Source organism: Clostridium sp. 1001283B150210_160208_E6 (assembly GCF_015669365.1).
In the GTDB taxonomy this organism is placed as follows: Bacteria; Bacillota; Clostridia; order Clostridiales; family Clostridiaceae; genus Clostridium; species Clostridium paraputrificum.
Map to the genome: position 1 here is coordinate 28,940 of NZ_JADPAA010000011.1, position 24,025 is coordinate 52,964.

Genomic DNA, 24,025 nt, shown 5'->3' on the forward strand with positions numbered 1-24,025 from the left:
ACAAACTATAAATAAAGTTAGAGGGATGATAAGAAATGGGGAAGAAAATTGTTATAGTTGGTGGAGTAGCTGGAGGAGCATCTGTTGCAGCTAGATCCAGAAGACTAGATGAAAGTAATGAAATAGTAATGTTTGAAAGAGGACCTCACGTTTCTTTTTCAAATTGTTGTTTACCATATCATTTAAGTGGAAAAGTAGAAGATCATGAAGATTTAGTGTTAATGAAGCCTGAACAATTCTTTAATCAATATAGAATTGATGCGAGAGTTTTCACAGAAGTAGTATTTATAGACAGAGAAAATAAAGAAGTAACAGTTAGAAACGTTGTTACAGGAAAAGAATATAAGGAAAGCTATGATAAGTTGATCTTATCTCCAGGGGCTAAGCCTATAGTTCCACCTATTCCAGGTATAAATAATGCTGATATCTTTACTGTAAGAAATGTTGTTGATATAGCTAAGCTTAATACTTTTATAAAGGAAAAGAAGTGCAAGAATGTTTCTGTAATCGGTGGAGGGTTCATTGGAGTTGAAGTAGCTGAGAATTTAAAAGAAGCTGGTTATAGTGTATCTCTTATAGAAGCTATGGATCAAATAATGAAGCCATTTGATGTCGATATGGTACAAGTTTTACATAAAGAAATTTATGATAAGGGAATTAATTTAATTTTAGGGGATAAGGTTGAGGCCTTTGAAGGAAATAATGTTGTTTTAGCTTCAGGAAAGAGAATTGAATCTGATGCTATAGTTATGGCTATTGGGGTAGTTCCAGAAACTGATTTAGCTAGAGAAGCAGGATTAGAAGTTGGAGTTACAGGAGCAATAAAAGTAAATCAAAACTACATGACTAATGATAAGGACATATATGCTGTTGGGGATGCAATAGAGGTATTTAGTGCATTAACTAGAACAGCTACAAAGCTTCCACTTGCAGGCCCAGCGCAAAAGCAAGCAAGAGCAGTAGCAAATCATATTCATGGTATACCAGTTAAAAATACAGGATTTATTGGGTCATCATGTATTAAAGTATTTGATTATAACGGAGCTTCAACTGGTTTAACAGAAGGTCAAATTAAAGCTCAAAAATTAGATATTAATTATGACATAGTGAGAGTTATACCTCAAGATAAGGTCGGGTTAATGCCAGAAAGTGAACCGCTTCACTTCAAGCTTATATTTGAAGTGCCAACAGGTAGAATTTTAGGAGCACAAGCAATAGGTAAGGGAAATGTAGATAAGAGAGTTGATATTATAGCAACTTTAATTAAGTTCAATGGTACAGTTGAAGATTTAGCTGATTTAGAACTTTGCTATGCACCACCTTTTGGAACTGCCAAGGATGTAGTTAATCATGCAGCTTTAGTAGCATCAAACATTCTACAAGGAACTTTTAAACAAGTATATGTTCAAAATGTAAGAGAGTTAGTAGAATCTGGTGCATTCATAGTTGATGTTAGAGAAAAAGATGAGTATGAATTAAGTCATATTGTTGGAGCTAAAAATATTCCTTTAAGTGAAATAAGAGATAGATTAGATGAAATTCCAAAGGATAAAAAGGTTTATTTACATTGCAGAAGTGCTCAAAGAAGCTATAATGCTTGTTTAGCATTAGGACATTTAGGATTCGACAACATATATAATGTTTCAGGTGGATTTATGGGAATAAGCTTCTATGAATATTTCCATGACCAAGTAACAGATAGAGAAAAGATAGTTACAGATTATAATTTTGACTAAGTTTATTACAAAGGATAGTTATTACTATCCTTTGAAAGATAAAAACAATGATTGATAATTAACAAACAAAAACTAATGATTTTAGGGGGAAGAAAATGAAAAAAGGACAAGTTTTTATTGGTCTAGGTGTATTAGCAGCAGTTACTGCATTTGGTGCAATACAGTATAAGGAAAACAGTAAATTAGCTTTATTCTTATTAACAGGTTTATTACTAGGTTATGTTTTACAAAGAAGTAGATTCGGATTTGCCGGTGGAGTTAGAAAGATTGCTATGACTGGTGATGGAAAATTATCAAAGGCATTATTATTCTTATTTGCTATAACAACAATAGGAGCTGCTGGTATACATTATGGAGCTTTTTCAAAAGGTGCAGAAGCAGCATTTAGAGCAGCTGAAGGAGTTGCAACAATTCCAGGTACAGGAAGCGTATCTGCAATTAACTTAGCATTCATAATTGGTGGTTTACTATTTGGTATTGGTATGATTATAGGTGGAGGATGTGCATCTGGTACATTATCTGATACAGGTGAAGGTTCTGGAAGAGGTATTATAGTATTGTTCTTCTTCTGTATAGGTGGTATGCTTGGAACATGGCATTTACCAAAGTTAAAGAAGACTTTCCTTTTTGAAAATGGATATACACTTTATTTACCAGATAAGTTTGGATACATAGGAGCAGTAGTTGTTTCATTACTTTTATTAACTGTATTATACGCAATTGTTAAAACTTATGAAAATAAGAGAAAAAATGCTGGAACTCAAGTTTTAGAAGTAGTTCCAGAAGATGAAAGACCAATGGAAGAAACTAAAGAATATAAGTTCTTCAGTAAAGAAACTTATCACAAATTCTTTGTAGAAAGATGGTCATTCTATGTTTCAGCAGTATTAATTGGAATATTATTCTTATTCATAATAAATACAACAGGTTCAAGTTGGGGAGCATCAGGTCCTTACACTCATTGGGGAGTTGCGTTATTTAGTAAGTTAGGAATTGATTTCTCTGCTATTGATGGATTTGTAGGAAGTGTTAAGGTTGTTAATGGTGGAATATTAAATGATCCAGTTTCAGTTAGAAATATAGGTATTATATTAGGAGCATTAATCTGCATGCTATTAGCTGGAAAGTGGAAGTTCTATATAAACTTTAAAGCTAAAGATACAGTATTCTATGCTTTAGCAGGTATCTTAATGGGATATGGAGCTAAATTAGCAGGTGGATGTAACGTTGGAGCATTATTCTCAGGTATTGCTAACATGTCATTATCAGGATGGGTATTCCTTGTTATGTTAGTAATTGGAGGATTAATAGGTATACAAATAGTTAAGAAATTTGATATACCAGCTTAATATTTAAATTAATAAGGCAGAGCAAGGAAACTTGTTCCTGCCTTTTAGTGCTATAGAACATAAGATAATTCAGTGTTGGAGGAAGAGTAAGTGAAGAGAAGTCTTGGGAAATTTGATATTTTTGCAATTGTACTTGGAGCAATTATTGGATGGGGATCCTTTATGCTGCCTGGAACAAAGTTTTTAAAAGAGGCTGGAGTAATTAATACAGCTTTAGGGCTTATTCTAGGAGCCATATGTATAATATTAATTGAAAAAAATTATGCTGTTATGATAAATTCTCAAGATGAAGAGGGAGGAGAATTTTCTTACACATATAATAATATGGGAAAGAAGCATGGTTTTATAGTAGGATGGTTTTTAATATTAGCTTATCTTAGTATGATTCCATTAAACGCTACTGCATTTCCCTTAGTAGTCAAAAAGTTAATAGGTCCGGTATTTGAAGTAGGGTATTTATATACTATTGCTGGATATGATGTATATTTAGGAGAAATTATATTATCTACATTTATTATTTGTTTATTTGCTTATGTAAATATAAAAGGTATAAGTGGAACTAGTAAAATTCAAAATATAATAATAATGGCACTGATATCAAGTGTTTCTATAGTATTTATTGGCATGGTATTCAAAGGTGATAAGACAACTTTTATGAATAACTATATCTCTAATTATAAATTTGATTTAGGGGGAATAGCCAAGGTATTTTCAATAACACCTTTTGCTTTTATAGGATTTGATGCTATACCACAGCTATCAAAAGAATTTAAGTTTTCTAAAAAGAAGGCTTCATTTGTGGCTATAGTATCATTATTAATTGGAACATTAATATATAATCTTTTAAATATCATTACAGCATTAGCTTTTTCACCCTCAGAAGCAGTTGCATTAGATTGGGCAGCTGGAAGCGCTGTTATACAAGTTCTAGGTAAGTGGGCTTTCCTTTTACTTATAATAGCTTTATGTGCAGCAGTATGGAGCGGAATAAATGGATTTATGATTTGTAGTTCTAAGCTTTTAGGGTCTATAGCTAAATATGGATTAGTTCCTTCTTCTATAGGAAATATAAATAATAGTGGGGTATTTAATAATTCTATTAAATTTGTAACCATTGTTAGCTTGGTTGCCCCTTGGTTTGGTAGAGAGGTAATAATATGGATAGTAGATATGTCATCTTTAGGAGCTGCTATTGCATATTTTTATGTATCATATATTTCAATTAAAAAAGTTAAAACTAAAGGTGGTAAATTAATAGGATGTATTGGGGTAGCAATTAGTATTTTGTTTATGCTACTTTTATTAGTACCAATATCTCCAGCTGCATTAGGAATTGAGCCTATAGTTGCTTTAATAATGTGGTCTTGTTTAGGTATTATATTTTATAGAGTAAAAATAGGAAAAAAGAATATATAAACTTAAATTATTACAATTGTGTATCAAATTGAAGTTAAATTGATACATGATTGTAATTTTTTTAAAACTATATATTAAATTTTATTATATATACTAAGTTAGTGAGAGAACTAATAAGATATGTGGGTGAGGAAAATGATAAAAAAGTACAAAAGAGAGGTCATATTATGTACAATTTTCGTATTGTTAATTAGTAGATTTGTAAAAAGTTCATATGTATCCAGTAGAGAATCTGTAAGTGGTGATTTAGAGCATGGAGTACATATATTAAAAGAATTAGAGGAGAAGGACATTTCAAAGATACAAACAAAAATTGATAATATGCATAGAGAAGAGGAACTAAAAAAGAGAAGAGAAGAAATTAAAAAAATGGTACGAGATAAGAAAATAGACTATAAAATTATTTTTAAAGGAGATATTTTTTGGGGAGATTCTATTGTTGAAGCATTATCGGAATATGAATATCTAAATAATTATTCAGTAGTAGCAAAGAAAGGGAAGGATGTTTTAAAAGCTAGAGAAGATATAAATACCATAATAAAATTATCTCCAGAAAGATTATTTATTCTTTTAGGAATGAATGATTTGTTAGTTTTTGAAGACTTAAGTTCATTTATTGATAATTATAAAGTGCTTATTGATAGAGTAAAAGAAGGAAGTCCTAATACAAAAATATATATAAATTCTATCTTGCCTGTAATGGACAAGGTTAGTTCTAAAAATCCTTTGTATAAAAAAGAGAGAATTATAGAAGCGAATAAAAGATTAAATGAACTAGCTATTAATGAAGGAGCTACATTCGTTGATATAAGGTACATAATTGAAGAAAATAAAATGTTGTATGAACCAGATGGAATTCATGTAAAAAGCTCATTTTATCCAAAGTGGCTTAATGAATTGATTAAATATAACTTAGAGGGTGAATAAATTGAGGAAGTTATCTTTTCTTATGATTATATTAGCTATTTTCACTATGAGTGGATGTGCTAAGAGTTATAAGAATATTACCACAGATGAAATATCTAATAATATTTTACAGAAAGATGAAAATTTACAAAAGTCAGATAAAAAGATGTTAAAAAGACTTTATGGTTTAAATAGTGATGATTATGAGGAAGTTTCATTATATATTTCTAAATCTACAATGGAAGTTAATGAAGTGTTGATTGTAAAAGTAAAGGATAAAAATCAAATAGAATCCATAGAGTGTGCAATGGAACAAAGAGTTAGTAATCAATTAAATAATTTTGGTGGATATGCTCCAGAGCAGACAAAAATCATAGAAGATTATGAATTAATAGCAAGAGGTAAATTTGTATTTTTATGTATTGGAGAAAATGCAGAAAATAATAAACAAATATTTATAGAAAGTATAAAAGTGTAGAAAGAGGGGACAAGATGGTATTTAGTAGTATTATTTTTATGTTTACATTTTTGCCTATTATCCTAGTTACATATTATCTGTCTCCTAGAAAATTAAGAAACTTTATTTTATTATTAGGAAGTTTAGTTTTTTATGCATGGGGAGAACCAATATATATAATTTTAATGATATTAACAATAATTATTAATTATGTTTTAGCTTTATTAATTAAAAATCAAAAAGGGAGAAGAAAAAAGATTATATTTGTATTAACTTTAGCTCTTAATGTTGGGATGCTTGGATTCTTCAAGTATTATGATTTTATAGTAGGAAATATAAATAGTATTTTTTCTTTAAATATACAATATAACAATCTATCATTACCTATTGGTATATCCTTTTATACATTTCAAACTATATCATACATAGTAGATGTTTATTTGAATAAAGTAGAAGTTCAGAAAAACATAATATCATTTGCTACATATATTTCAATGTTTCCTCAGTTAGTAGCAGGTCCTATAGTAAAATATACTGATATAAATGGTAAGCTTGAAAAAAGAAAAGAATCAATAGATGAATTTGGATATGGGGTTGAGAGATTCATTGCAGGACTTGGGAAAAAAGTTCTGTTAGCCAATAATATAGGATATTTATGGAGCGTAATTAGTGTACTGGATATTAATAATATTTCTGTAGCTACATCATGGATAGGTATAGCTGCGTATACATTTCAAATATATTTTGATTTTAGTGGTTATTCAGACATGGCCATTGGTTTGGGGCATATGTTTGGGTTTACATTTAAAGAGAATTTTAAATATCCATATATATCAAAAAGTGTTACTGAGTTTTGGAGAAGGTGGCATATATCATTAAGTACATGGTTTAAAGAATATGTATATATTCCCTTGGGAGGAAATAGAGAAGGAGTAAAAAAACAGTGTAGAAATTTAATGATAGTTTGGACATTGACTGGATTATGGCATGGAGCAAGTTATAACTTTATTATTTGGGGAATGTATTATGGTGTAATTTTGATTATAGAAAAGTTCATTATAGGAAGATATATTAAAAACTTACCAACTATATTTAGAAGAATATATACACTTGTTATAGTTATGGTTGGATGGGTATTCTTTGGTATGAATACATTATATGAAGCTCTAAATTATTTAAAAGTTATGTTTTTTATATCAGGTAATACAATAATTGATAATACAGCTTTATATTATTTAAGTACTAATATAATTTTATTCATTATATTAATAATAGCTTCAACACCAATGCCAGCATATATAGTAAAAAAGGTAAAATCTTATAATTCTATAACGTGCTATACAATGATAGGAGCTGTAAATATACTTATTCTTATAATAGCTACTGCATATTTATTAAGCTCAACATACAATCCATTTATATACTTTAGATTTTAAATATGCTTGGAGTGAAATTAATGAGAAAGAAATATAGAAATGTCTTAGCTATAGTTTTTGTAATATTTATTTTTGGATTCTTTATTATTAATATATTTAATAAAAATATGGAGTTTTCTAACTTAGAAAATAGGTCATTGGCTAAAATGCCTACTTTTAAAATAGATAGGCTAATTGAAGGTAGATATACAAAAAATTACGAGAAGTATAAAAATGATCAGTTTTTTATGAGAGATACATTTATAAAATTGAAGAGTGAGATTGATGTTTTATTAGGGAAAAAGGAGAATAACAATATATATCTGTGTTCAGATGGTTCTTTAATTGAGAAATTTCTAGAACCTAATAAAGAAAGTTTAGAGAAGAATATTAAGGCTATAAATGAATTCTCTAATAAGCATTCAGAAATAAAGATAAATTTTATGATGGTTCCTAATGCTATTAGTATATATAGTGAAAAACTACCTAGATATGTATCTGAATCTAAGCAGGTAGAGTATATAAATAACTTTTCTAATAAGTTAGATAGAAATATTTCATTTATAAATCCATACAATTATTTTATAGAAAATAAGGAAGAAGAAATTTTTTATAGAACAGATCATCATTGGACAACTAAGGGGGCTTACTATGGATACCTAGCTCTTTGTGACAAGATGAACTTAAAGAAGAATGAAGAGAGTTATTACGATATTGAACTAGTATCAGATGATTTTAAAGGCACTTTATATTCACGCAGTTTGTTTGATATTAATAAAGAGGATGAGATAAAAGTATATATTCCTAAAAATGAAGATGATGAAGTTATAGTTAATCAGTTAGAAGAAAAGAAAGTAATTCCATCATTATATGATAGTTTAAAGCTTGGCACCAATGATAAATATGGAGTATTTCTTGGAGGCAATAAGCCTATAATTAAAATTCAAACTACAGCTAAATATAATAACAAATTACTTTTAATTAAAGATTCTTATGCAAATAGTATAGTTCAGTTTTTAACGCCTTATTTTGAAGAAATCGTAATGGTAGATCCAAGATATTATTATGGAGATATTGAAGAATTAATTAAAGAAGAGAAGTTCAGTGAAATTTTATTTTTATATAATGCAAATACTTTTTTTCAAGATAATTCATTATATGGAGTGTTAGAAAATTATTAAAAAGTACAAATAGTATAAAAATATAAACTTAAAGTATGATTTCTGTTAAATCATGCTTTTTTCACTTAGCATAACTGTACGTAAAACATAACATAAATAGCAATTAAAATAGATGCGTTAAGTTTATATAATAATACTATACAGAAAACAAATTTCTGTATAGGAGGTAATATTTGTGAAAAAGGTTAAAATTAGAAAAGCAAAAAAACAGGATGTAGACACGGTGGCTCACCTGATATACTATACAGAAGTGAAACCTCATGATGTATGAGGGGGAGAGTCTAAACAGGAGTGTTTAGAAAATTTAAAAGAACTTGTAAAAGATGAAGAATCAAGATATAGTTTGGATTATATTATGGTTGCAGAAGTGGATGAAAAAGTATTAGGAGCAATGGTTTTAATACCTTATGATGAATTAGATAGATTAAGTCTTGAAACTGAGTTTAAGCAATTTAAGAGAGTAGATGGTTTATTAGATAAACTATATTTTATATTTAATGATATAAAATATATATTCTTAAGGGAATGTAGAAGAGGGGACCTTTATATAGCAAACATAGCTACTTCCAAAGAAGCTAGAGGCCTTGGGATTGGAAAGAAATTGATGAAATATGCAGAACAGGTTGCAAAGAAGGAAGAGTATGAAGGTATATCACTTTTAGCAAAGGATGAAAATGTAACTAAGTTCTACGAAAAGCTAGATTACAATAAAGTTTTTGATAAGGTTCTTTTTGGTGAGAGAATAATAAAAATGGTTAAATGTTTTTAAAAGAAAGTTGTACTTGTTATTAAGGCAAGTACAACTTTTTTTGTGATAAAGGGATAGATCCCCTTTTTATATATTGAATAATAAGGGGATAAAAACACTTGGATTAATTATACTTAAAACAATCAAAATTAACATCATAAGTTTTACCTTGAAAGCACAAGTATATATACAAAAACTATAATTAAAATAATAAAAATAATATTTAAGGTCATGCTTATTTGAACAAAGTTTAGAAAGTAAGCAACATAATTAAGTAGTATTGCGAATATTCCAATGGAAGAAAGAATTCTAGATGCCTTTTTAAGATCTAAGTTCATATATAAGCCCCCTTGATAACATATATTTACATTAATAAATTTTAGTTTACAGGAGATAAGAACACAATGCTTTTAGTATAAAAGTATAAAAATAGAGCACAAAATTCTAGACAAACTAAATTTGACATATTTTTTACAATAATTTGTAAAAAGAGTGAAAATTAAATATAATAGTGTTAGGGTGAGAGTATGAGGATTTTAATAGTAGAAGATGATGTTGTTCAGAGAAATAATTTAATAAAAATAGTAGAAAGTAGATTTAAAGATGTACAAGTTTTATATTCTGATTCTGTAAAAGAGAGTCTCTTTTTATTAAAAGAAAGAAAAATTGATTTATTCATGTTAGATATAAAACTTAAGGATGGATCTGGTATAGAGCTTGCAGAAGAAATAAGAAAAATTAAAGGATATGAGTTAACAGGAATTATATTTTTAACTACAGAAAAACAATTAATATTAGATGCCTTTAAAAAAACACATTGTTATGAATTTATTGTGAAGCCTTATGAAAGTAAGGAGGTTGTAGATATAATAAATATCTTTAATGAAAATAAAAAAATGGATAATAAGAAAGTAGATGAATTTCTGCTTATTACCTTAGAGAATAAGGTGAAATATAAATTGAGAATTAAAGATATTATTTTTATAGAGTATTTATCAAGAAGATGTGTAATACATACAACAAAGGGTGTTCTTACTACAAGAGAATATACTTTAAATAAAATTAGTACTTTAATTAGCTGTGAAAATATAGTTCAAACTCATAAGTCTTTCTTAGTTAATTGCACTTATATTCAAAAAATAGAAAAAGAGTATTATAAGCTTTGGAAAATTCATTTTGATAGTATAGATGATATAGCATTGCTATCGCTAAATTATAAGAATAATTTAATGGAATTATTAGGAGAGTATAATGTGGATTAATTTATTTATACAATGCATCTCTTTGGGGATTATTTATAATATAGTATCTAAAAGAAAGAGTATTAGAGATTATATTGTAATAGTAATTATATCTTTGCTTTTTTCAACTATAGGCAGCAACATGAATATATGGATTTTTTTTATTAATTTTATGTATGGACTAGTTTTATCATTAATTAATAAGGAAAAAATACTTGATAATCAAATAAAGCTATTTATGGCCTTTATAAGCTTAGCAGTTGCAGAAAGTATATTAACAATAATGTATCAATTTTTAAAGATTAATATTACAGCTAGTAATATGATAATATCGCAAAGTATTATCAATACCTCAGTAATACTGCTTATATATTCCTTTAACAAAAAAATGACTATTAATTTTATAGATATAGTAAAGAAGAATATAAAAATATTTATTATGGTTATTTTACAGTGCTTTATGATTTTCTTTTTGTTTCAATATATAAATACAACAACATGGTTAAGTAGTATTGAAAAAGTGTTAATATTGCTTTCTATATTAAGCTTTATTTTAGTGGGAATATTTTTATTTGTTGATATATTTAGACAATTTAAGAAAACAGAAGAGGATAAATTGAAGTCAAGATATAACGAGGTTCTTGAAGAGTATTTTGAAAAAATGAGGGCAGATTCACATGAGTATAAAAATCATCTTAATGCTATATATGGTGTATTGCAGGTTGGTGATTATGATCAGATAAAAGATTTAGTTAAGGGGTATATTCAAAATGTATCAAATGAGGATCATTTAATAGAATTATCGAAGATAAATAATCAACTAATAAGGGCCTTAATTTACAGTAAAATATCTTATGCAACTTCGATAGGAATCAATTTTAAATATTACATAAAAAGTAGTTTGAAAGATATAAGTATTTCTGATTCAGAACTTGTAATTATTATGTCAAACATTTTAAATAATGCAATAGAGGCAAGCTCTGAAAGTTATGATAAGTATGTAGAACTAACTTTGAGTAAAAAAGATAATAAATATAATATAGTGGTTAAAAATTCAGTTAATAATGAGGATGTTATAAATGTTTTAGAAATGTTTAACTATGGGTATTCTAACAAAGGCGATGAAAGGGGAATTGGACTATATAATGTTAAGACTATAGTTTACAATAATGGAGGAGAAATATTAGTAGATATTGATGAAAATATCTTTACTATGGAAATAAATATTTAAATTTCATAAGGTATACATAATTAGTCTAGTTTGATATAATTCTAATATTAATTGGATGAATTTATATATCTATTATAAGAGGTGAAAAAGTGAGAGAACTTAAAGGTATAGAAGAAAGAATTTTAGATAGAGCATTATATCTTTTTGGAAAGAATGGGTCATCAAGCGTTCCCATTAGAGCTATTTCAAAAGAAGCTGGAGTTAATGTAAGTGCTATAAATTATTATTTTGGTAGTAAGGATGAAATGGTGAAAAATGTACAGGCGTTTTATATAGAAAATATAGTTTCAGCTTATTCTGAGCTTGATAATGAAGAACTTAGTGATGAAGAAAAGTTAATTCTATGTGCTAACGAAATAATGGAATATGCACTAAGATATCCAGGAATTTTTGTAATGCAAAAGGAAGCAGCAACTTCATATGAAGATGATGAGATTGCAAAAAAAATCATAGACGTTACAGAATCTATGAATAAAAAGTTAGATGAGATTTTGAAAAGAGTTGTTAAATCATCAAAGAATGAATTTTCATATATAAAAATGATATTTTTATCATCACTTATTTATCCAACTACCGATTTTAGTGCAACAGACTTAAATAATGAACTTATAACTAATAAAGAGGGACGAATTAAGTATATAAAATATATATTAAGTATATTAAGATAGAATAAGCAAATAAGCCAGGAATATATTTATGAAAAGATAAATATATTCCTGGCTTATTTGCTGTCTAAGAAAGTATAAAATTAAAACAAAATGTTTAAAACGTATTGATTAAATTTCCGGAATGAAATATAATTGCATTAAGGAAAGATTGTTAATTAGTTAACTATATAAATTTTAGGAGGTATATTATGTATTACAATCATGTATTTAGCCCTATAAAGGTAAGAGGGTTAGAAATTAAAAATAGGGTAGTTTTCCCTGCTATGGGTACGAAGATGCTTAATGGAGATAGCTATGTAACTGATCAACTTATTGATTACCATGTAGCTAGAGCAAAAGGTGGAAATGGCTTAAACTTTACAGAAGTTTGCTCTGTATATAGCAAATCATCGCCAAAGAATTTTCTGGCAATATCTGATGATAAGTATATACCAGGAATGAAGAAGTTAGTTGATGCAATTCATGAAGCTGGAGGATTAGCTGGAGTACAATTATGGTTAGGTGGATCAGCAGTACTATTTGGGGATCCAATTGCAATGGTTGTAGTACCTAGTGATTTTCAAGCAGCTCCTAATTATGTAATACCTGGAGCAAGCGTAGAAACAATTAAGGAAGCTGTTGAAGCTTTTGGAACAGCAGCAAAGCGAGCAGTAGAAGCAGGATTTGATACTATTGAATTTCATGCAGGACACAATTATACTCCACACTCATTCTTAAGTAAGGCATTTAATAAAAGAACAGATGAGTATGGTGGATCTTTAGAAAATCGTTCAAGATTTTTGCTAGAATGTATAGAAGCCATACGTAATAATATTCCAGAAGATATGCCTCTATTCATGAGAATAGATGCCTTTGATGATTATGTTGAAGATGGTTTAACTATTGAAGAGGTAATTGAATTTTGTAAATCAGCTAAAAATGCAGGAGTTGATGTAGTTGACGTTTCAAGAGGAAATTTCTCAAGTGCAGCTATTAAATATGAAGTGCCACCAGTAGATTTACCAAGAGGCTTTAATGTTGATAATGCAACAAGAATAAAGAATGAGACAGGATTAGTTACAATTGCTGTAGGAAGAATAAATGATCCAGGGCAAGCTGATGAAATAATTAAAGATTGTAAAGCAGACATGGTTGTAATGGGAAGAGCACAACTTGCAGATCCAGAGTTCTGTAATAAAGCTATGAGAGGGGAAGCAGATAGCATTATACGTTGTGTAGGTTGTAACCAAGGGTGTTATGATGGCTTTTCTGATAAGGATGTTCCTTTTATAACTTGTTTAAGAAACCCAGCCTTAGGAAGAGAGAAGGAATATGAGTTAAGAAAAACTGAAGCACCTAAAAAGGTATTAATTATTGGGGGAGGAGTTTCTGGTTTACAGGCAGCAACTACTTTAAAGGAAAGAGGACATATTCCAGTAGTATGTGAAGCAAGTGATTCTTTAGGGGGACAATTTGTACTAGCTGGTGCCGCACCAAGAAAAGAAGAAATGAAATTAGCAGCTATTCATATGGGAGAAGTATGTGAAAAGGCTGGAATTGAAATAAGGCTTTCTACAAAGGTAACTCCTGAAGTTATTAAAGACGTAAATCCAGATGAAGTTATAGTAGCAGTAGGATCTTCTCCAATGGAATTAAATATACCTGGTTCAAAATTAGCTAATGTTACAAATTCTCATGATGTATTAGCTGGTAAGGTTAAGGTAGATGGAGATGTTGTAGTAGTAGGTGGAGGATTGGTAGGTCTTGAGGTGGCTGAATATCTTTCAGGTAAAGTTGGAAAGATTACTGTTGTTGAAATGTTAAATGAGGTTGCTAAGGATTTAGGACAACTTCGTAAAATATGCGTAATGGAAAATTTATATAAAGAAGGAATAACTACTATAACTAATGCTAAATGTGTAGAGATAAAAGATAAAGCAGTTGTTATTGATAAAGAAGGAGCTTTAGAAGAAATTCCTTGTGATTCTGTAGTTGTTTCAATAGGCTCAAGAGCCCGTGACTATGATGAAATATCAGTTTACTGTGGTAAGAATAATATACCTTGCCATACAATAGGAGATGCAGTTAAAGCTCGTAGAGCATTAAATTGTATTAAAGAAGCAGTAGATGTAGCTAGAGAAATATAGTAAAATTAGTAGTTAATTTTATGATGTATAGAAACCCAAGTTTTGCGCTTGGGTTTCTTTTTATTTTATATATGATATAATATGCTATTAGAAAATACATGGATAAGGTGTGTAGTTATGGAAGATTTAAAAAAATCAATTGAAGAAATGATAAAAGAAGAATTAATTAAAATAGTTATAAGCAATAAACTTAATAAAGATGTTAAATATAATAAGATTACTTTTCTGCTAAAAGAAAATAAAAAAGAAAAGTATTATCAAATAGAGCAATACACAGATAAACAAGTATTTCATGAAAACATAAAGTTTGATGAAATATCTTCAAAACTTTTAGAGTGTATTGAAGGAAAATATAAGCAAGTTTCTGCATGGTCAAATGACACAACATTTGATATGAAGATATCTAAAAAAGGTAAGATATTTCTAGGCAAAAAGAAAAGTAGTAATGAAAAGCTAGCTAATAAAAGTCACAACAGAGAGAAAAATTATATCTTAAAGGAAGGTATGATAATTGAGCCTCTTATAGATTTAGGTGTATTTACTAAAGAAGGGAAAATAGTTAACTCTAAGTATGATAAATATAAGCAAATAAATAGATTTGTAGAGATAATAGATGATGAAATAAAGAAAAATGATTATAAAGAACTTACTATATTGGACTTTGGATGTGGAAAATCTTATTTAACTTTTGTACTTTATTATTACTTTGTAGAAATAAAGAAAATCGATGTAAAGATGATTGGATTAGATTTAAAGGAAGATGTAATTAAGAAGTGTAATGATATAGCTAAAAGATACAAATATGATAATTTACATTTTGAGCTTGGAGATATAAATGGCTTTAAGTATAACAATAAGGTGGATATGGTTATAACATTGCATGCGTGTGATACTGCAACAGATTATGCTTTGTATAATGCAATAAAGTGGAATAGTAAGATGATATTTTCTGTTCCGTGTTGCCAACATGAATTTAATAAACAAATGAAATCAGATGAGTTTTCTATATTAACTAAATATGGAATAATTCAAGAAAGAATGGCAGCCCTTATGACAGATTCTGTTAGAGCAAACCTTTTAGAAGCAATGGGATATAAAACACAGTTGTTAGAGTTTATTGATATAGCTCATTCTCCTAAAAATATATTAATTAGAGCATCTAAGGGGAAAATATCTCTTGATAAGAAGAAAGAGGCTTTAGATGAGATCAATAGATTAAATAAAGAATTTAATTTTAATCCAACATTATATAAGTTGTTGGAAAGCGACTTAAAAAACTTAAAATAATATCATAAATGTTTACTGTTATTACATAAAATGTATATAATGATGTTATATATATTAGGGGGGGTAATAATGGTAAAGAAGAGGGAAAAGGATAGTAAAAGGGAAGAAGAAGCAAGAGAAGAAGAGTTAAGAAAATATGATTATTACGATGGAAAAGAAGGGGGAAGTATTCTAACTTTTTTTGGAGGTATAATATTATTCTGTATAGGGGCCTTCATGATTTTTCAAAATACTACTATATCAACAGGGTTCGGACTTTCTAGATTAATAGGTTTTGATGTGCCTACAGGATTGATAATTTTTCCACTACTAGTGGGAGTCGTAATATTATTTTTTAATGAAGATTCTATATTTGGATGGTTTTTGGTAGTTGTTGGACTGTTAATTATTATAGTTGGAATAATTATGGGATTAAGAATACATTTTAATAGAATAACTATGTTCCAAGGAATAATAATGTTTGTAACTACAGCAGCAGGTATTGGCCTAACCTTAAAAGGGTTATTTGGAAAGAAAAGAAACTAATGGAATATTAAATTTTAGATTATTATAGGCTATGGCAATAGGAAATTAATTTTTTCTATTGCCATAGTTCTTTTTGTAATTTAAAGAAAGTAGGGAGAGTGATAGTGTGAAAACTCCTAGGTTCACTAGGAGTTTTCATTGACTTTCTAATTAGTGACTACTATAATAACTACTTGTAAGTGGTTACTAAAGTAGTTACTAGTTAGGGGGTTAAAAAGTGTTAGCAGAAAAATTAGTCTTACGTGAGGAACGAGAAGAAGGAATAAAAGAGGGGTTAAGGGCGGCAGCTCCATTAATTATAGGATATATACCAATAGCCATGGCCTTTGGTATTTTAGGAAAAACTGCAGGAATAACATTTAGTGAGACAGTAATGTTTTCAGCCTTTGTATCAGCAGGTGCAAGTCAATTTATGGCGTTAAACCTATTTATGGCAGGAGCAGGGATACTACAAATTATATTAACTACGTTCTTGGTGAACTCTAGACATTTTTTAATGAGTGCATCTCTTTCAAGAAAGGTTAATGATAAGCTTCAAAAATGGACACCTTTTGTGGCTTTTGCAATGACAGATGAAATATTTTCAATTGCCTCTTTTAAGAAAGAAGAACTAACTCCTAAATTTATGTTGGGGTTTGAAGGATCAACATATTTAGTATGGGTTTTAGCTACAGCTGGAGGATTTTTATTAGGTGAAGTTTTACCGCCAGTGGTTCAAGACAGTATGGGAATAGCTTTATATGCTATGTTTATAGGCATATTAATACCAGAAGGAAAAAAGAGTAGAAAATTATTAGGACTAGCTATTTTAGCTGGAATTTTAAATACAATATTATCTTCCATTTCTTTTTTACCAGCAGGATGGAGTGTTATTATTTCAATAATATCAATATCAGCTTTAGGAGCATTTATGAAAGAGGAGGTTCAAGTTAATGAGTAAAGTTATTATTTTAATACTGGGAATGATGATAGTAACTTATCTACCAAGACTTATTCCATTTTTAATGGGAAATCAAAAGGAACTTCCAGAAAAGTTTAATAAGTTTTTGTCATATATTCCAGCAACAGCTCTTGGTGCATTAATTTTACCAGGAGTTTTTAACGCTACACCAGATAAACCAATAGCAGGAATAGTAGGAATTTTATTTGCTATTGGATATTCATGGTACAAAGGTGGTATAATATTACCAGTAATAGGAGCAATATTATCTACTTTTATTGTATTAGTGGCGTTTTAACGTAGGAGGGAACATGGGAGATAATTCATCAGTAATTCAAGAAATGAAGTCTTTAGGGTTAAGTGAGTATGAAGTTAAGGCTTATTTAAGTCTTTTAGAAAAGAATCCTCTAAATGGGTATAGCTTAAGCAAGGAATCAGGAATACCAAGATCAAGAATTTATGAAGTTTTAGATATGCTAAAAACTAAAGGAATGGTATTTGAACAAAGTGATGAAAAGACTACAATTTATTATCCATTAGAGCCAAAGCTTTTAATTTCAAAACTTGAAAAGAACTTTACTCAAACCTTAAGTAGTGTTGATAAATACGTAAACAGTATTTATAACAAGAAGGAGCAAAAAAATACTCTTACTATTTTAGAGGGAAGAGAAAAGATTATTGAGGCATTAAATCTACTTATTTCTCATGCTCAAAAGAGAATAGCTCTTTCAATATGGGAAGAAGAAGTAAAAGAAATTGAAGAAGAGTTAATTAAAGCAAAAGAAAGAGGAGTAATTATTAAGGGGATATACTTTGGAACAAGTAATGCTTTTAATGAACTTACTCCTCATAGAGATATAGAAACTTATTTGCAAGAAAAAAAAGAAAGATATATGACTGTTACTATTGATGGAGAACACGCTTTGTATGGCGTAATCTCAAGAGGGGAAGATAGTAGAGTTACTTGGACTCAAGATGAAAGTTTAATTGATGTAAGCGAAGATTACATATGTCATGATCTTATGGTTAATGAATATTTCTATCAGCTTAATGAAAAAAAACAAGATGGGTATGAGAACTTCATGAATGAAGTTAGAAAAGATTATTTTGGATATAGTGATATCTAAATATAAAAAGGGGGCAAAAAATGATATCAAAAAAGATGAATGAACTTGTAAAAAATAGTTCTGTAATAAGAGCAATGTTTGAAGAAGGCAAAAGGTTATCAGCTATATATGGGGAAGAAAATGTTTTTGATTATAGCATTGGTAATCCTAATGTAGAACCACCACAAGAAATAAAGGATGCAATTGTTCAGATACTAAATGAAGAATCACCTAACCTTGTACATGGATATATGAATAACTCAGGTTATGAAGATGTACGAGAGGAAATTGCTCAATTCATAAACAAGAAAAATAATATGAATTTATCTTGTGAAAACATAGTTATGACTTGTGGTGCAGCTGGTGGCTTAAATGTTATATTAAAAACATTATTAAATCCAGGTGATGAAGTTGTAGTTCTTGCACCATACTTTGGGGAGTATGGAAATTATGTAGCTAATTTTGATGGTAAACTTGTTGTTGTACCAGCTGAAACTAAGACATTTCAGCCTAATATTGAAGGCTTGAAAGAAGCTATATCTCCTAAAACTAAGGCGGTAATAATAAATACTCCTAATAATCCAACAGGAGTTGTTTATTCAGATGAATCATTAAAGAGGATGGCTAAGGTTTTAGAAGAAAAGGAAAAGGAATTTGGAATTAGTATTTATCTTATTTCTGATGAACCATACAAAGAAATAGTATATGATGGGGTAGAGGTACCCTATGTACTTAAGTATTATAAAAATTCCTTCATAGGCTATTCTTATAGTAAGTCATTATCTCTTCCAGGGGAGAGAATAGGATATATTGTAGTAAATAGTGTAATGGATGATTTTAATGATGTAATTGCATCATTAAATGTAGCAAATAGAATACTAGGATTTGTTAATGCACCATCCCTATTTCAAAGAGTAATAGGAAAAACACTAGGTGCAGAAGTAGATGTTAATATATATAAGAAGAATAGAGATCTATTATATAATCATTTAATAAGTTTAGGGTTTGAATGCATAAAGCCAGAGGGAGCATTTTATTTATTCCCTAAGGCATTAATTCAAGATGATAAGAAGTTTGCAGAAGAAGCAAAGAAATTTAACTTGCTTATAGTCCCAGGGTCATCCTTTGGATGCCCAGGATATTTTAGGCTTTCTTATTGTATTGGATATGAAAAGATTGAAAAATCTTTGGAGGCTTTTAGTAAACTGGCAAAGCAGTTTGCTTGATGAATAGTAATTTAATGAATAATTTTTGAGGAAACTGCTTTCGCAGTTTCTTTTTTTATTACTTATCGAATCTACTTGACTAAATTCTCCATATATTAGATAATTAATATAATAAAATTATAGGATAAAGATAGTGATAAGGAATAGTATATAAGTTAAGTCTTTTAGAGAGCTAGGGGGAGGTGGAACCTAGTAGATTACTTTATAGAAAGCAGCCTTTGAATCGCGTATTGAGAACTAAGATTAATTCTTAATGTAGATACAGACGTGTCCCTTACGTTATAGAGGAGAGGATAAGAAATTATCCTTACTGAGTGAGTAAAAAAATATTTTACTTATTAGGGTGGTACCGCGAATTTTAGCTTCGTCCCTTATTTGGGATTGGAGCTTTTTTTATTCTAAAAAAATTATAGGAGGTATAAGTAGTGGAAGAAATTTTAGAGATATTAGAACAAAATAGTAGATATACTGATGAGCAGATAGCGTTAATGGTTGGAAAAACAGTAGAAGAGGTTAGAGAAGCCATTAGAGATTATGAAGAAAAGAATATAATAGCTGGGTATACAACTCTTATAAATTGGGAAAATACAGGAAAGGAAACAGTAACAGCTCTTATTGAAGTAAAAATAACACCTCAAAGAGATGTTGGATTTGATAAGGTGGCTGAAAGAATATATAAGTTTGATCAAGTTAAGGCATGTTATTTAATGTCCTCAGGAGGCTTTGATTTAACAGTAATAGTGGAAGGAAAAACAATGAAAGAGGTAGCATTATTTGTTTCAGAAAAGCTTGCATGCCAAGAAGCTGTCACAGGTACTGCAACACACTTTGTTTTAAAGAAGTACAAAGATCATGGAACAATATTTAAAGAGAAGAAGATTCAAGATAGGGAGGCTATATTTGTATAATGTTAGAAAATATGATTAGAGATGATGTAAAGAATATGCCACCATCTGGCATTAGAAAATATTTTGATTTGATAAATGAAATGGAAGATGTTATTTCATTGGGAGTTGGGGAGCCTGATTTTATAACACCTTGGAATGTGAGAGAGGCAGGGATATACTCTTTAGAGCAAGGCCATACTCACTATTCTTCTAATGCAGGTTTTATAGAACTAAGAGAAGAAATAGCAAACTATTTAAATAGAAGATTTGACTTAACTTATGACCCTAAAAATGAAATTATAGTAACTGTTGGTGGTAGTGAAGGTATTGATATAGCTTTAAGAGCATTAGTTGAAACTGGAGATGAAGTTATTGTGCCAGAACCAAGCTTTGTTGCTTATAAAGGGTGCACTGCTTTTACTGGTGCTACTTCTAAGGTTATAAATTTAAAAGCAGAAAATAATTTTAAACTTACAGCTGAGGAGCTTGAAGAAGCAATTACAGATAAAACCAAAGTCGTTATAATTCCATTTCCTAATAATCCAACTGGAGCAATAATGACTAGAGAGGATTTGCAACCTATAGTTGATGTCTTAAAGGATAAGGATATAATAATCCTTTCAGATGAAATTTATGCAGAATTAACTTATGGAGAAAATCATGTTTCTATAGCAAGTTTTCCAGAAGTTAGAGATAAAACTATAGTTATAAGTGGATTTTCTAAGGCATATGCAATGACTGGATGGAGATTGGGTTATGTTTGTGGACATCCTATTTTAATAGATGCTATGAAGAAGATTCATCAATATGCATTAATGTGTTCTCCTACTACTGCACAATACGCTGCAATTGAAGCCTTGAAAAATGGGGATGAAAGCGTAGGAAAGATGGTAAGGGAATATAATAGAAGAAGAAGAGTATTATTAGATGGATTTAGGAAGCTTGGATTAGAATGTTTTGAACCACATGGTGCATTCTATATGTTCCCTTGTATTAAATCTACAGGAATGACTTCTGATGAATTCTGTGAAAAACTACTTATGAGTGAAAAAGTATTAGCAGTTCCAGGTAATGCATTTGGAGATTGTGGTGAAGGATTTATTAGGACATGCTATGCTTCCTCTATGGATAATATTATTGAAGCATTAAAGAGAATAGAAAGATTTTTAGAAAAACAAAAAAAATAAATGCACAGGCTATATTAAAATAAGATTTATTTTAATATAGCCTTTTTAAACGTCTAGGAAAGTGCCCTTATTGATACATAGATTGAGTGGTGAAAATATGTTAAGACATTAAAAATAAAAATTATAATGCCACCGCAGAACTCCAAAAGTAAGTTTTGGAACCTGTGGTATGGCTGAAAAAAAAGAGACAAGATCCTGGGGGGAACTTGTCTTAAATAAGGTTTTAATTTATGAATTAATTTAGCTAATTTTATTATATGTTATTTTTTCAATTATGATAGCCTTAATTCTTATCATAAATAGTGTCTATTTTTTGCATAAATATTTTTATCTGTAAAATAGAGTAGAGGAAAATGGTTATTTAAGAAGAATATGTTAGTATATACACGATAGTAAAGAAATGGGTGATAGTTTTGAAGTTATTATTGGTTGAGGATGATATAGCCTTAATTAGAGGAATATCTTTTGCCTTAAAAAAAGAAGGATTTGAAATAGAAACAGCTGATACTATAAGCAGTGCAAAGAAGTTAATAGATAGTAAAAAGTTTGATTTAATACTATTAGATATTAATCTTCCAGATGGGCTGGGATTTGATTTGTGTGAAAAAGTAAGAACATATTCTAATATACCTATTATATTTTTAACAGCATCCCAATCTGAACTAGATGTAATGAATGGTTTAGATATTGGAGGAGATGACTATATCACTAAGCCTTTTAGTGTATGTGTATTGATATCTAGAGTGAATGCACTATTAAGAAGAGTAAATAAAATTAAAGATAAGTGGATAATTGAGTCAAAGGATATTAAGTTTTATGAAAGGGAGATGAGGGTTAAGAAGAAGGATAAAGATATTGAATTAACAAAAAGAGAAATGAAGCTAATACACTTTTTTATGAATAACCCTCAAATTATATTATCTAAAGAAAAGATACTAGAGAGTGTATGGGATTGTGATGGAGACTTTGTAGATGAGAATGTTGTTGCAGTTAACATAGGAAGATTAAGAAATAAAGTAGAAGAGATTCCAAGTAATCCAGAATATATCCAAAATATAAGAGGGGTAGGGTACATATGGGCACAGGAATGCATAAGGAGATAGATGGAAATTATACAATAAAGAGAGGATTGATAATTTCTTTTAGTGCTTTTATATTTATTTTCTTTGTTCAAGGTATTGTTATAGGTGGATATTTAAAAAGTTTGGAAGAGAAGCAAATGATTAAATATCAAAATATAGTTGGGGGATTAAAAGAGAAGAACATATTAAATGATAGGGAATTGAATGAAATATTATTTTCTGAAAATGATGAGGAAAAGTTAAGAATAGGTGAAGAGTTTTTTTATAAGCTAGGATATGGGACAAATATGGGTGCTTTAGATAATGAACTTTTTTATAATGAACCTACAAATTTATATTTGTTAATCATAAACATTATTTTTTTATCATTATTTCTTTGCTTTTTAGTATTATTTTTTATCTTTAAAAAAGGTGCTAGTTGGATTCTTGAACTAAGCAATGATATACAGAGAATAACATTTAAAAGTGGATATAAATATAGAAATGATATTGGTGAAGGTGAAATAGCTCTTTTAAATACAAGACTTAATAAATTAAATGAAAACATAGATAAGAGCATTAATGACATTGATAAAGATAGGAATATGATGAAAGAGTTAATAAATGATTTATCCCATCAAATAAAAACTCCAATTACTTCATTGAAGCTTTCAAATAACTTTCTTAAGGGAAATGACTTAACAGAAGAAGAAAGGGAAGAGTTCATAAATACATCCTGTAAGGACATTGAGAGATTAGAGTGGCTTAGTGAAGGATTAATGCAAGTTTCTAGATTAGAGGCTGGAATAGTGAAACTTGATATAAAACCTAATAATTTAAAAGATACATTAATAGATGGAATAAATGGAGTTTATAAAAAAGCTTTAAAGAAGGGTGTAAATTTAGAATTTAACGAATTTCTAAATATTGTTTTTAGACATGACTATAGGTGGACAAAGGAAGCTATAATAAATATTTTGGATAATGCTATAAAATATACAGAATCGGGGGGAGGAGTAAAGGTATCCCTGCAAGAAGAGAAGGACTTAATAAAAATAGTTATTGAAGATAGTGGAATTGGAATTGGAGAAGATGAAATTTTTAAGGTCTTTAAGAGATTTTATAGAGGAAGAGATATTAATGTTCAGAGGCAAGAGGGGTCCGGACTTGGACTATATTTATCGAGAAGAATAATAGAAGAAGAGGGAGGAACTATAGGCTTAAATTCAGAAGTTGGTAAGGGAAGTATATTTACAATTACCTTTTATAAAGGACTTTTAGAGTAAATAACAAAAATGTTATTCACTTTGTTAATGAATTGTTATTATGGTG

Annotated in this window: 23 protein-coding genes and 1 other annotated feature; of the genes, 22 read left to right on the top strand and 1 reads right to left on the bottom strand. The window is 29.1% G+C overall.

All coding sequences use genetic code 11. From position 1 onward, the window contains the following. Positions 1-35 precede the first annotated feature (35 nt). From I4V16_RS12135 to I4V16_RS12170, 8 genes are all read left to right on the top strand, one after another. Positions 36-1,736, top strand: a complete 1,701-nt coding sequence (locus tag I4V16_RS12135) for an FAD-dependent oxidoreductase (protein WP_027099278.1) — start codon at positions 36-38, stop codon at positions 1,734-1,736. Positions 1,737-1,831: 95 nt separating this feature from the next. After that, positions 1,832-3,085, top strand: coding sequence for a YeeE/YedE family protein (locus I4V16_RS12140; protein WP_195966869.1), 1,254 nt, complete (start codon positions 1,832-1,834; stop codon positions 3,083-3,085). 90 nt (positions 3,086-3,175) lie between these two features. Then, complete coding sequence (locus I4V16_RS12145) at positions 3,176-4,501, top strand: APC family permease (RefSeq protein WP_099329060.1); 1,326 nt, start codon at positions 3,176-3,178, stop codon at positions 4,499-4,501. Between the two features lie 135 nt (positions 4,502-4,636). Further along, complete coding sequence (locus I4V16_RS12150; RefSeq protein ID WP_161954457.1) at positions 4,637-5,428, top strand: GDSL-type esterase/lipase family protein; 792 nt, start codon at positions 4,637-4,639, stop codon at positions 5,426-5,428. A gap of 22 nt (positions 5,429-5,450) precedes the next feature. After that, on the top strand, positions 5,451-5,885 hold the full coding sequence (locus I4V16_RS12155) for a DUF4358 domain-containing protein (protein WP_207745433.1): 435 nt from the start codon (positions 5,451-5,453) through the stop codon (positions 5,883-5,885). A 38-nt stretch (positions 5,886-5,923) separates the two neighbouring features. Next, entirely contained in the window at positions 5,924-7,300 is a 1,377-nt protein-coding gene (locus tag I4V16_RS12160; protein WP_347708001.1) for an MBOAT family O-acyltransferase, read from the top strand. A gap of 20 nt (positions 7,301-7,320) precedes the next feature. Beyond that, on the top strand, positions 7,321-8,460 hold the full coding sequence (locus I4V16_RS12165) for a DHHW family protein (RefSeq protein WP_195966872.1): 1,140 nt from the start codon (positions 7,321-7,323) through the stop codon (positions 8,458-8,460). Positions 8,461-8,803: 343 nt separating this feature from the next. Continuing rightward, entirely contained in the window at positions 8,804-9,229 is a 426-nt protein-coding gene (locus tag I4V16_RS12170; RefSeq protein WP_242983093.1) for a GNAT family N-acetyltransferase, read from the top strand. Positions 9,230-9,372: 143 nt separating this feature from the next. Here the strand turns inward: I4V16_RS12170 and I4V16_RS12175 are convergent, their stop codons facing one another. Beyond that, positions 9,373-9,546: a hypothetical protein gene (locus I4V16_RS12175; RefSeq protein ID WP_153246617.1), complete on the bottom strand. Its 174-nt coding sequence runs from the start codon at positions 9,544-9,546 to the stop codon at positions 9,373-9,375. A gap of 189 nt (positions 9,547-9,735) precedes the next feature. Here I4V16_RS12175 and I4V16_RS12180 point away from each other — a divergent pair, with 189 nt between their 5' ends. From I4V16_RS12180 to I4V16_RS12245, 14 genes are all read left to right on the top strand, one after another. Continuing rightward, positions 9,736-10,470, top strand: coding sequence for a LytTR family DNA-binding domain-containing protein (locus I4V16_RS12180; protein WP_195966873.1), 735 nt, complete (start codon positions 9,736-9,738; stop codon positions 10,468-10,470). A 151-nt stretch (positions 10,471-10,621) separates the two neighbouring features. Next, positions 10,622-11,680: a GHKL domain-containing protein gene (locus I4V16_RS12185; protein ID WP_161799079.1), complete on the top strand. Its 1,059-nt coding sequence runs from the start codon at positions 10,622-10,624 to the stop codon at positions 11,678-11,680. An 89-nt stretch (positions 11,681-11,769) separates the two neighbouring features. Beyond that, the gene (locus I4V16_RS12190) at positions 11,770-12,348 is read left to right on the top strand and encodes a TetR/AcrR family transcriptional regulator (RefSeq protein WP_195573089.1); all 579 of its coding nucleotides are present in this window, start codon (positions 11,770-11,772) and stop codon (positions 12,346-12,348) included. 188 nt (positions 12,349-12,536) lie between these two features. Continuing rightward, on the top strand, positions 12,537-14,474 hold the full coding sequence (locus I4V16_RS12195; protein ID WP_195966874.1) for an FAD-dependent oxidoreductase: 1,938 nt from the start codon (positions 12,537-12,539) through the stop codon (positions 14,472-14,474). A gap of 117 nt (positions 14,475-14,591) precedes the next feature. After that, the gene (locus I4V16_RS12200; protein WP_195573091.1) at positions 14,592-15,761 is read left to right on the top strand and encodes an SAM-dependent methyltransferase; all 1,170 of its coding nucleotides are present in this window, start codon (positions 14,592-14,594) and stop codon (positions 15,759-15,761) included. Between the two features lie 69 nt (positions 15,762-15,830). Continuing rightward, complete coding sequence (locus tag I4V16_RS12205; protein WP_049177845.1) at positions 15,831-16,286, top strand: hypothetical protein; 456 nt, start codon at positions 15,831-15,833, stop codon at positions 16,284-16,286. Between the two features lie 217 nt (positions 16,287-16,503). After that, positions 16,504-17,226 (top strand): AzlC family ABC transporter permease, encoded by a 723-nt coding sequence (locus tag I4V16_RS12210; RefSeq protein WP_049177847.1) that lies wholly within the window; start codon positions 16,504-16,506, stop codon positions 17,224-17,226. Further along, positions 17,219-17,524, top strand: coding sequence for an AzlD domain-containing protein (locus I4V16_RS12215; protein ID WP_027099291.1), 306 nt, complete (start codon positions 17,219-17,221; stop codon positions 17,522-17,524). Before I4V16_RS12210 ends, I4V16_RS12215 begins: the two co-directional genes overlap by 8 nt. Positions 17,525-17,537: 13 nt before the next feature. Continuing rightward, positions 17,538-18,353 carry a helix-turn-helix domain-containing protein gene (locus I4V16_RS12220; protein WP_049177849.1) on the top strand — a complete coding sequence of 272 codons (816 nt, stop codon included), beginning with the start codon at positions 17,538-17,540 and terminating at the stop codon, positions 18,351-18,353. 20 nt (positions 18,354-18,373) lie between these two features. Next, the gene (locus tag I4V16_RS12225; protein WP_049177850.1) at positions 18,374-19,558 is read left to right on the top strand and encodes a pyridoxal phosphate-dependent aminotransferase; all 1,185 of its coding nucleotides are present in this window, start codon (positions 18,374-18,376) and stop codon (positions 19,556-19,558) included. Positions 19,559-19,682: 124 nt separating this feature from the next. Next, positions 19,683-19,933, top strand: a binding site (T-box leader). 50 nt (positions 19,934-19,983) lie between these two features. After that, positions 19,984-20,466, top strand: a complete 483-nt coding sequence (locus I4V16_RS12230) for an Lrp/AsnC family transcriptional regulator (protein ID WP_049177851.1) — start codon at positions 19,984-19,986, stop codon at positions 20,464-20,466. Then, positions 20,463-21,632 carry an aminotransferase class I/II-fold pyridoxal phosphate-dependent enzyme gene (locus tag I4V16_RS12235; protein ID WP_049177853.1) on the top strand — a complete coding sequence of 390 codons (1,170 nt, stop codon included), beginning with the start codon at positions 20,463-20,465 and terminating at the stop codon, positions 21,630-21,632. Before I4V16_RS12230 ends, I4V16_RS12235 begins: the two co-directional genes overlap by 4 nt. A 404-nt stretch (positions 21,633-22,036) precedes the next feature. Further along, positions 22,037-22,735, top strand: a complete 699-nt coding sequence (locus I4V16_RS12240) for a response regulator transcription factor (RefSeq protein ID WP_242974226.1) — start codon at positions 22,037-22,039, stop codon at positions 22,733-22,735. Beyond that, entirely contained in the window at positions 22,708-23,979 is a 1,272-nt protein-coding gene (locus I4V16_RS12245) for a HAMP domain-containing sensor histidine kinase (protein WP_049177857.1), read from the top strand. The genes I4V16_RS12240 and I4V16_RS12245 overlap by 28 nt, the downstream gene beginning before the upstream one ends. The last annotated feature ends 46 nt before the right edge of the window (positions 23,980-24,025 follow it).

Excerpts from the sequence above, each read along its gene's own strand:
- I4V16_RS12160 (WP_347708001.1), top strand. The coding sequence starts at position 5,924 with ATGTTTACATTTTTGCCTATTATCCTAGTTACATATTATCTGTCTCCT.
- I4V16_RS12200 (WP_195573091.1), top strand. The coding sequence starts at position 14,592 with ATGGAAGATTTAAAAAAATCAATTGAAGAAATGATAAAAGAAGAATTA.
- I4V16_RS12195 (WP_195966874.1), top strand. The coding sequence starts at position 12,537 with ATGTATTACAATCATGTATTTAGCCCTATAAAGGTAAGAGGGTTAGAA.
- I4V16_RS12185 (WP_161799079.1), top strand. The coding sequence starts at position 10,622 with ATGTATGGACTAGTTTTATCATTAATTAATAAGGAAAAAATACTTGAT.
- I4V16_RS12135 (WP_027099278.1), top strand. The coding sequence starts at position 36 with ATGGGGAAGAAAATTGTTATAGTTGGTGGAGTAGCTGGAGGAGCATCT.
- I4V16_RS12175 (WP_153246617.1), bottom strand. The coding sequence starts at position 9,546 with ATGAACTTAGATCTTAAAAAGGCATCTAGAATTCTTTCTTCCATTGGA.
- I4V16_RS12155 (WP_207745433.1), top strand. The coding sequence starts at position 5,451 with ATGATTATATTAGCTATTTTCACTATGAGTGGATGTGCTAAGAGTTAT.
- I4V16_RS12180 (WP_195966873.1), top strand. The coding sequence starts at position 9,736 with ATGAGGATTTTAATAGTAGAAGATGATGTTGTTCAGAGAAATAATTTA.
- I4V16_RS12245 (WP_049177857.1), top strand. The coding sequence starts at position 22,708 with ATGGGCACAGGAATGCATAAGGAGATAGATGGAAATTATACAATAAAG.
- I4V16_RS12150 (WP_161954457.1), top strand. The coding sequence starts at position 4,637 with ATGATAAAAAAGTACAAAAGAGAGGTCATATTATGTACAATTTTCGTA.
- I4V16_RS12165 (WP_195966872.1), top strand. The coding sequence starts at position 7,321 with ATGAGAAAGAAATATAGAAATGTCTTAGCTATAGTTTTTGTAATATTT.
- I4V16_RS12220 (WP_049177849.1), top strand. The coding sequence starts at position 17,538 with ATGGGAGATAATTCATCAGTAATTCAAGAAATGAAGTCTTTAGGGTTA.
- I4V16_RS12215 (WP_027099291.1), top strand. The coding sequence starts at position 17,219 with ATGAGTAAAGTTATTATTTTAATACTGGGAATGATGATAGTAACTTAT.
- I4V16_RS12205 (WP_049177845.1), top strand. The coding sequence starts at position 15,831 with ATGGTAAAGAAGAGGGAAAAGGATAGTAAAAGGGAAGAAGAAGCAAGA.
- I4V16_RS12225 (WP_049177850.1), top strand. The coding sequence starts at position 18,374 with ATGATATCAAAAAAGATGAATGAACTTGTAAAAAATAGTTCTGTAATA.
- I4V16_RS12140 (WP_195966869.1), top strand. The coding sequence starts at position 1,832 with ATGAAAAAAGGACAAGTTTTTATTGGTCTAGGTGTATTAGCAGCAGTT.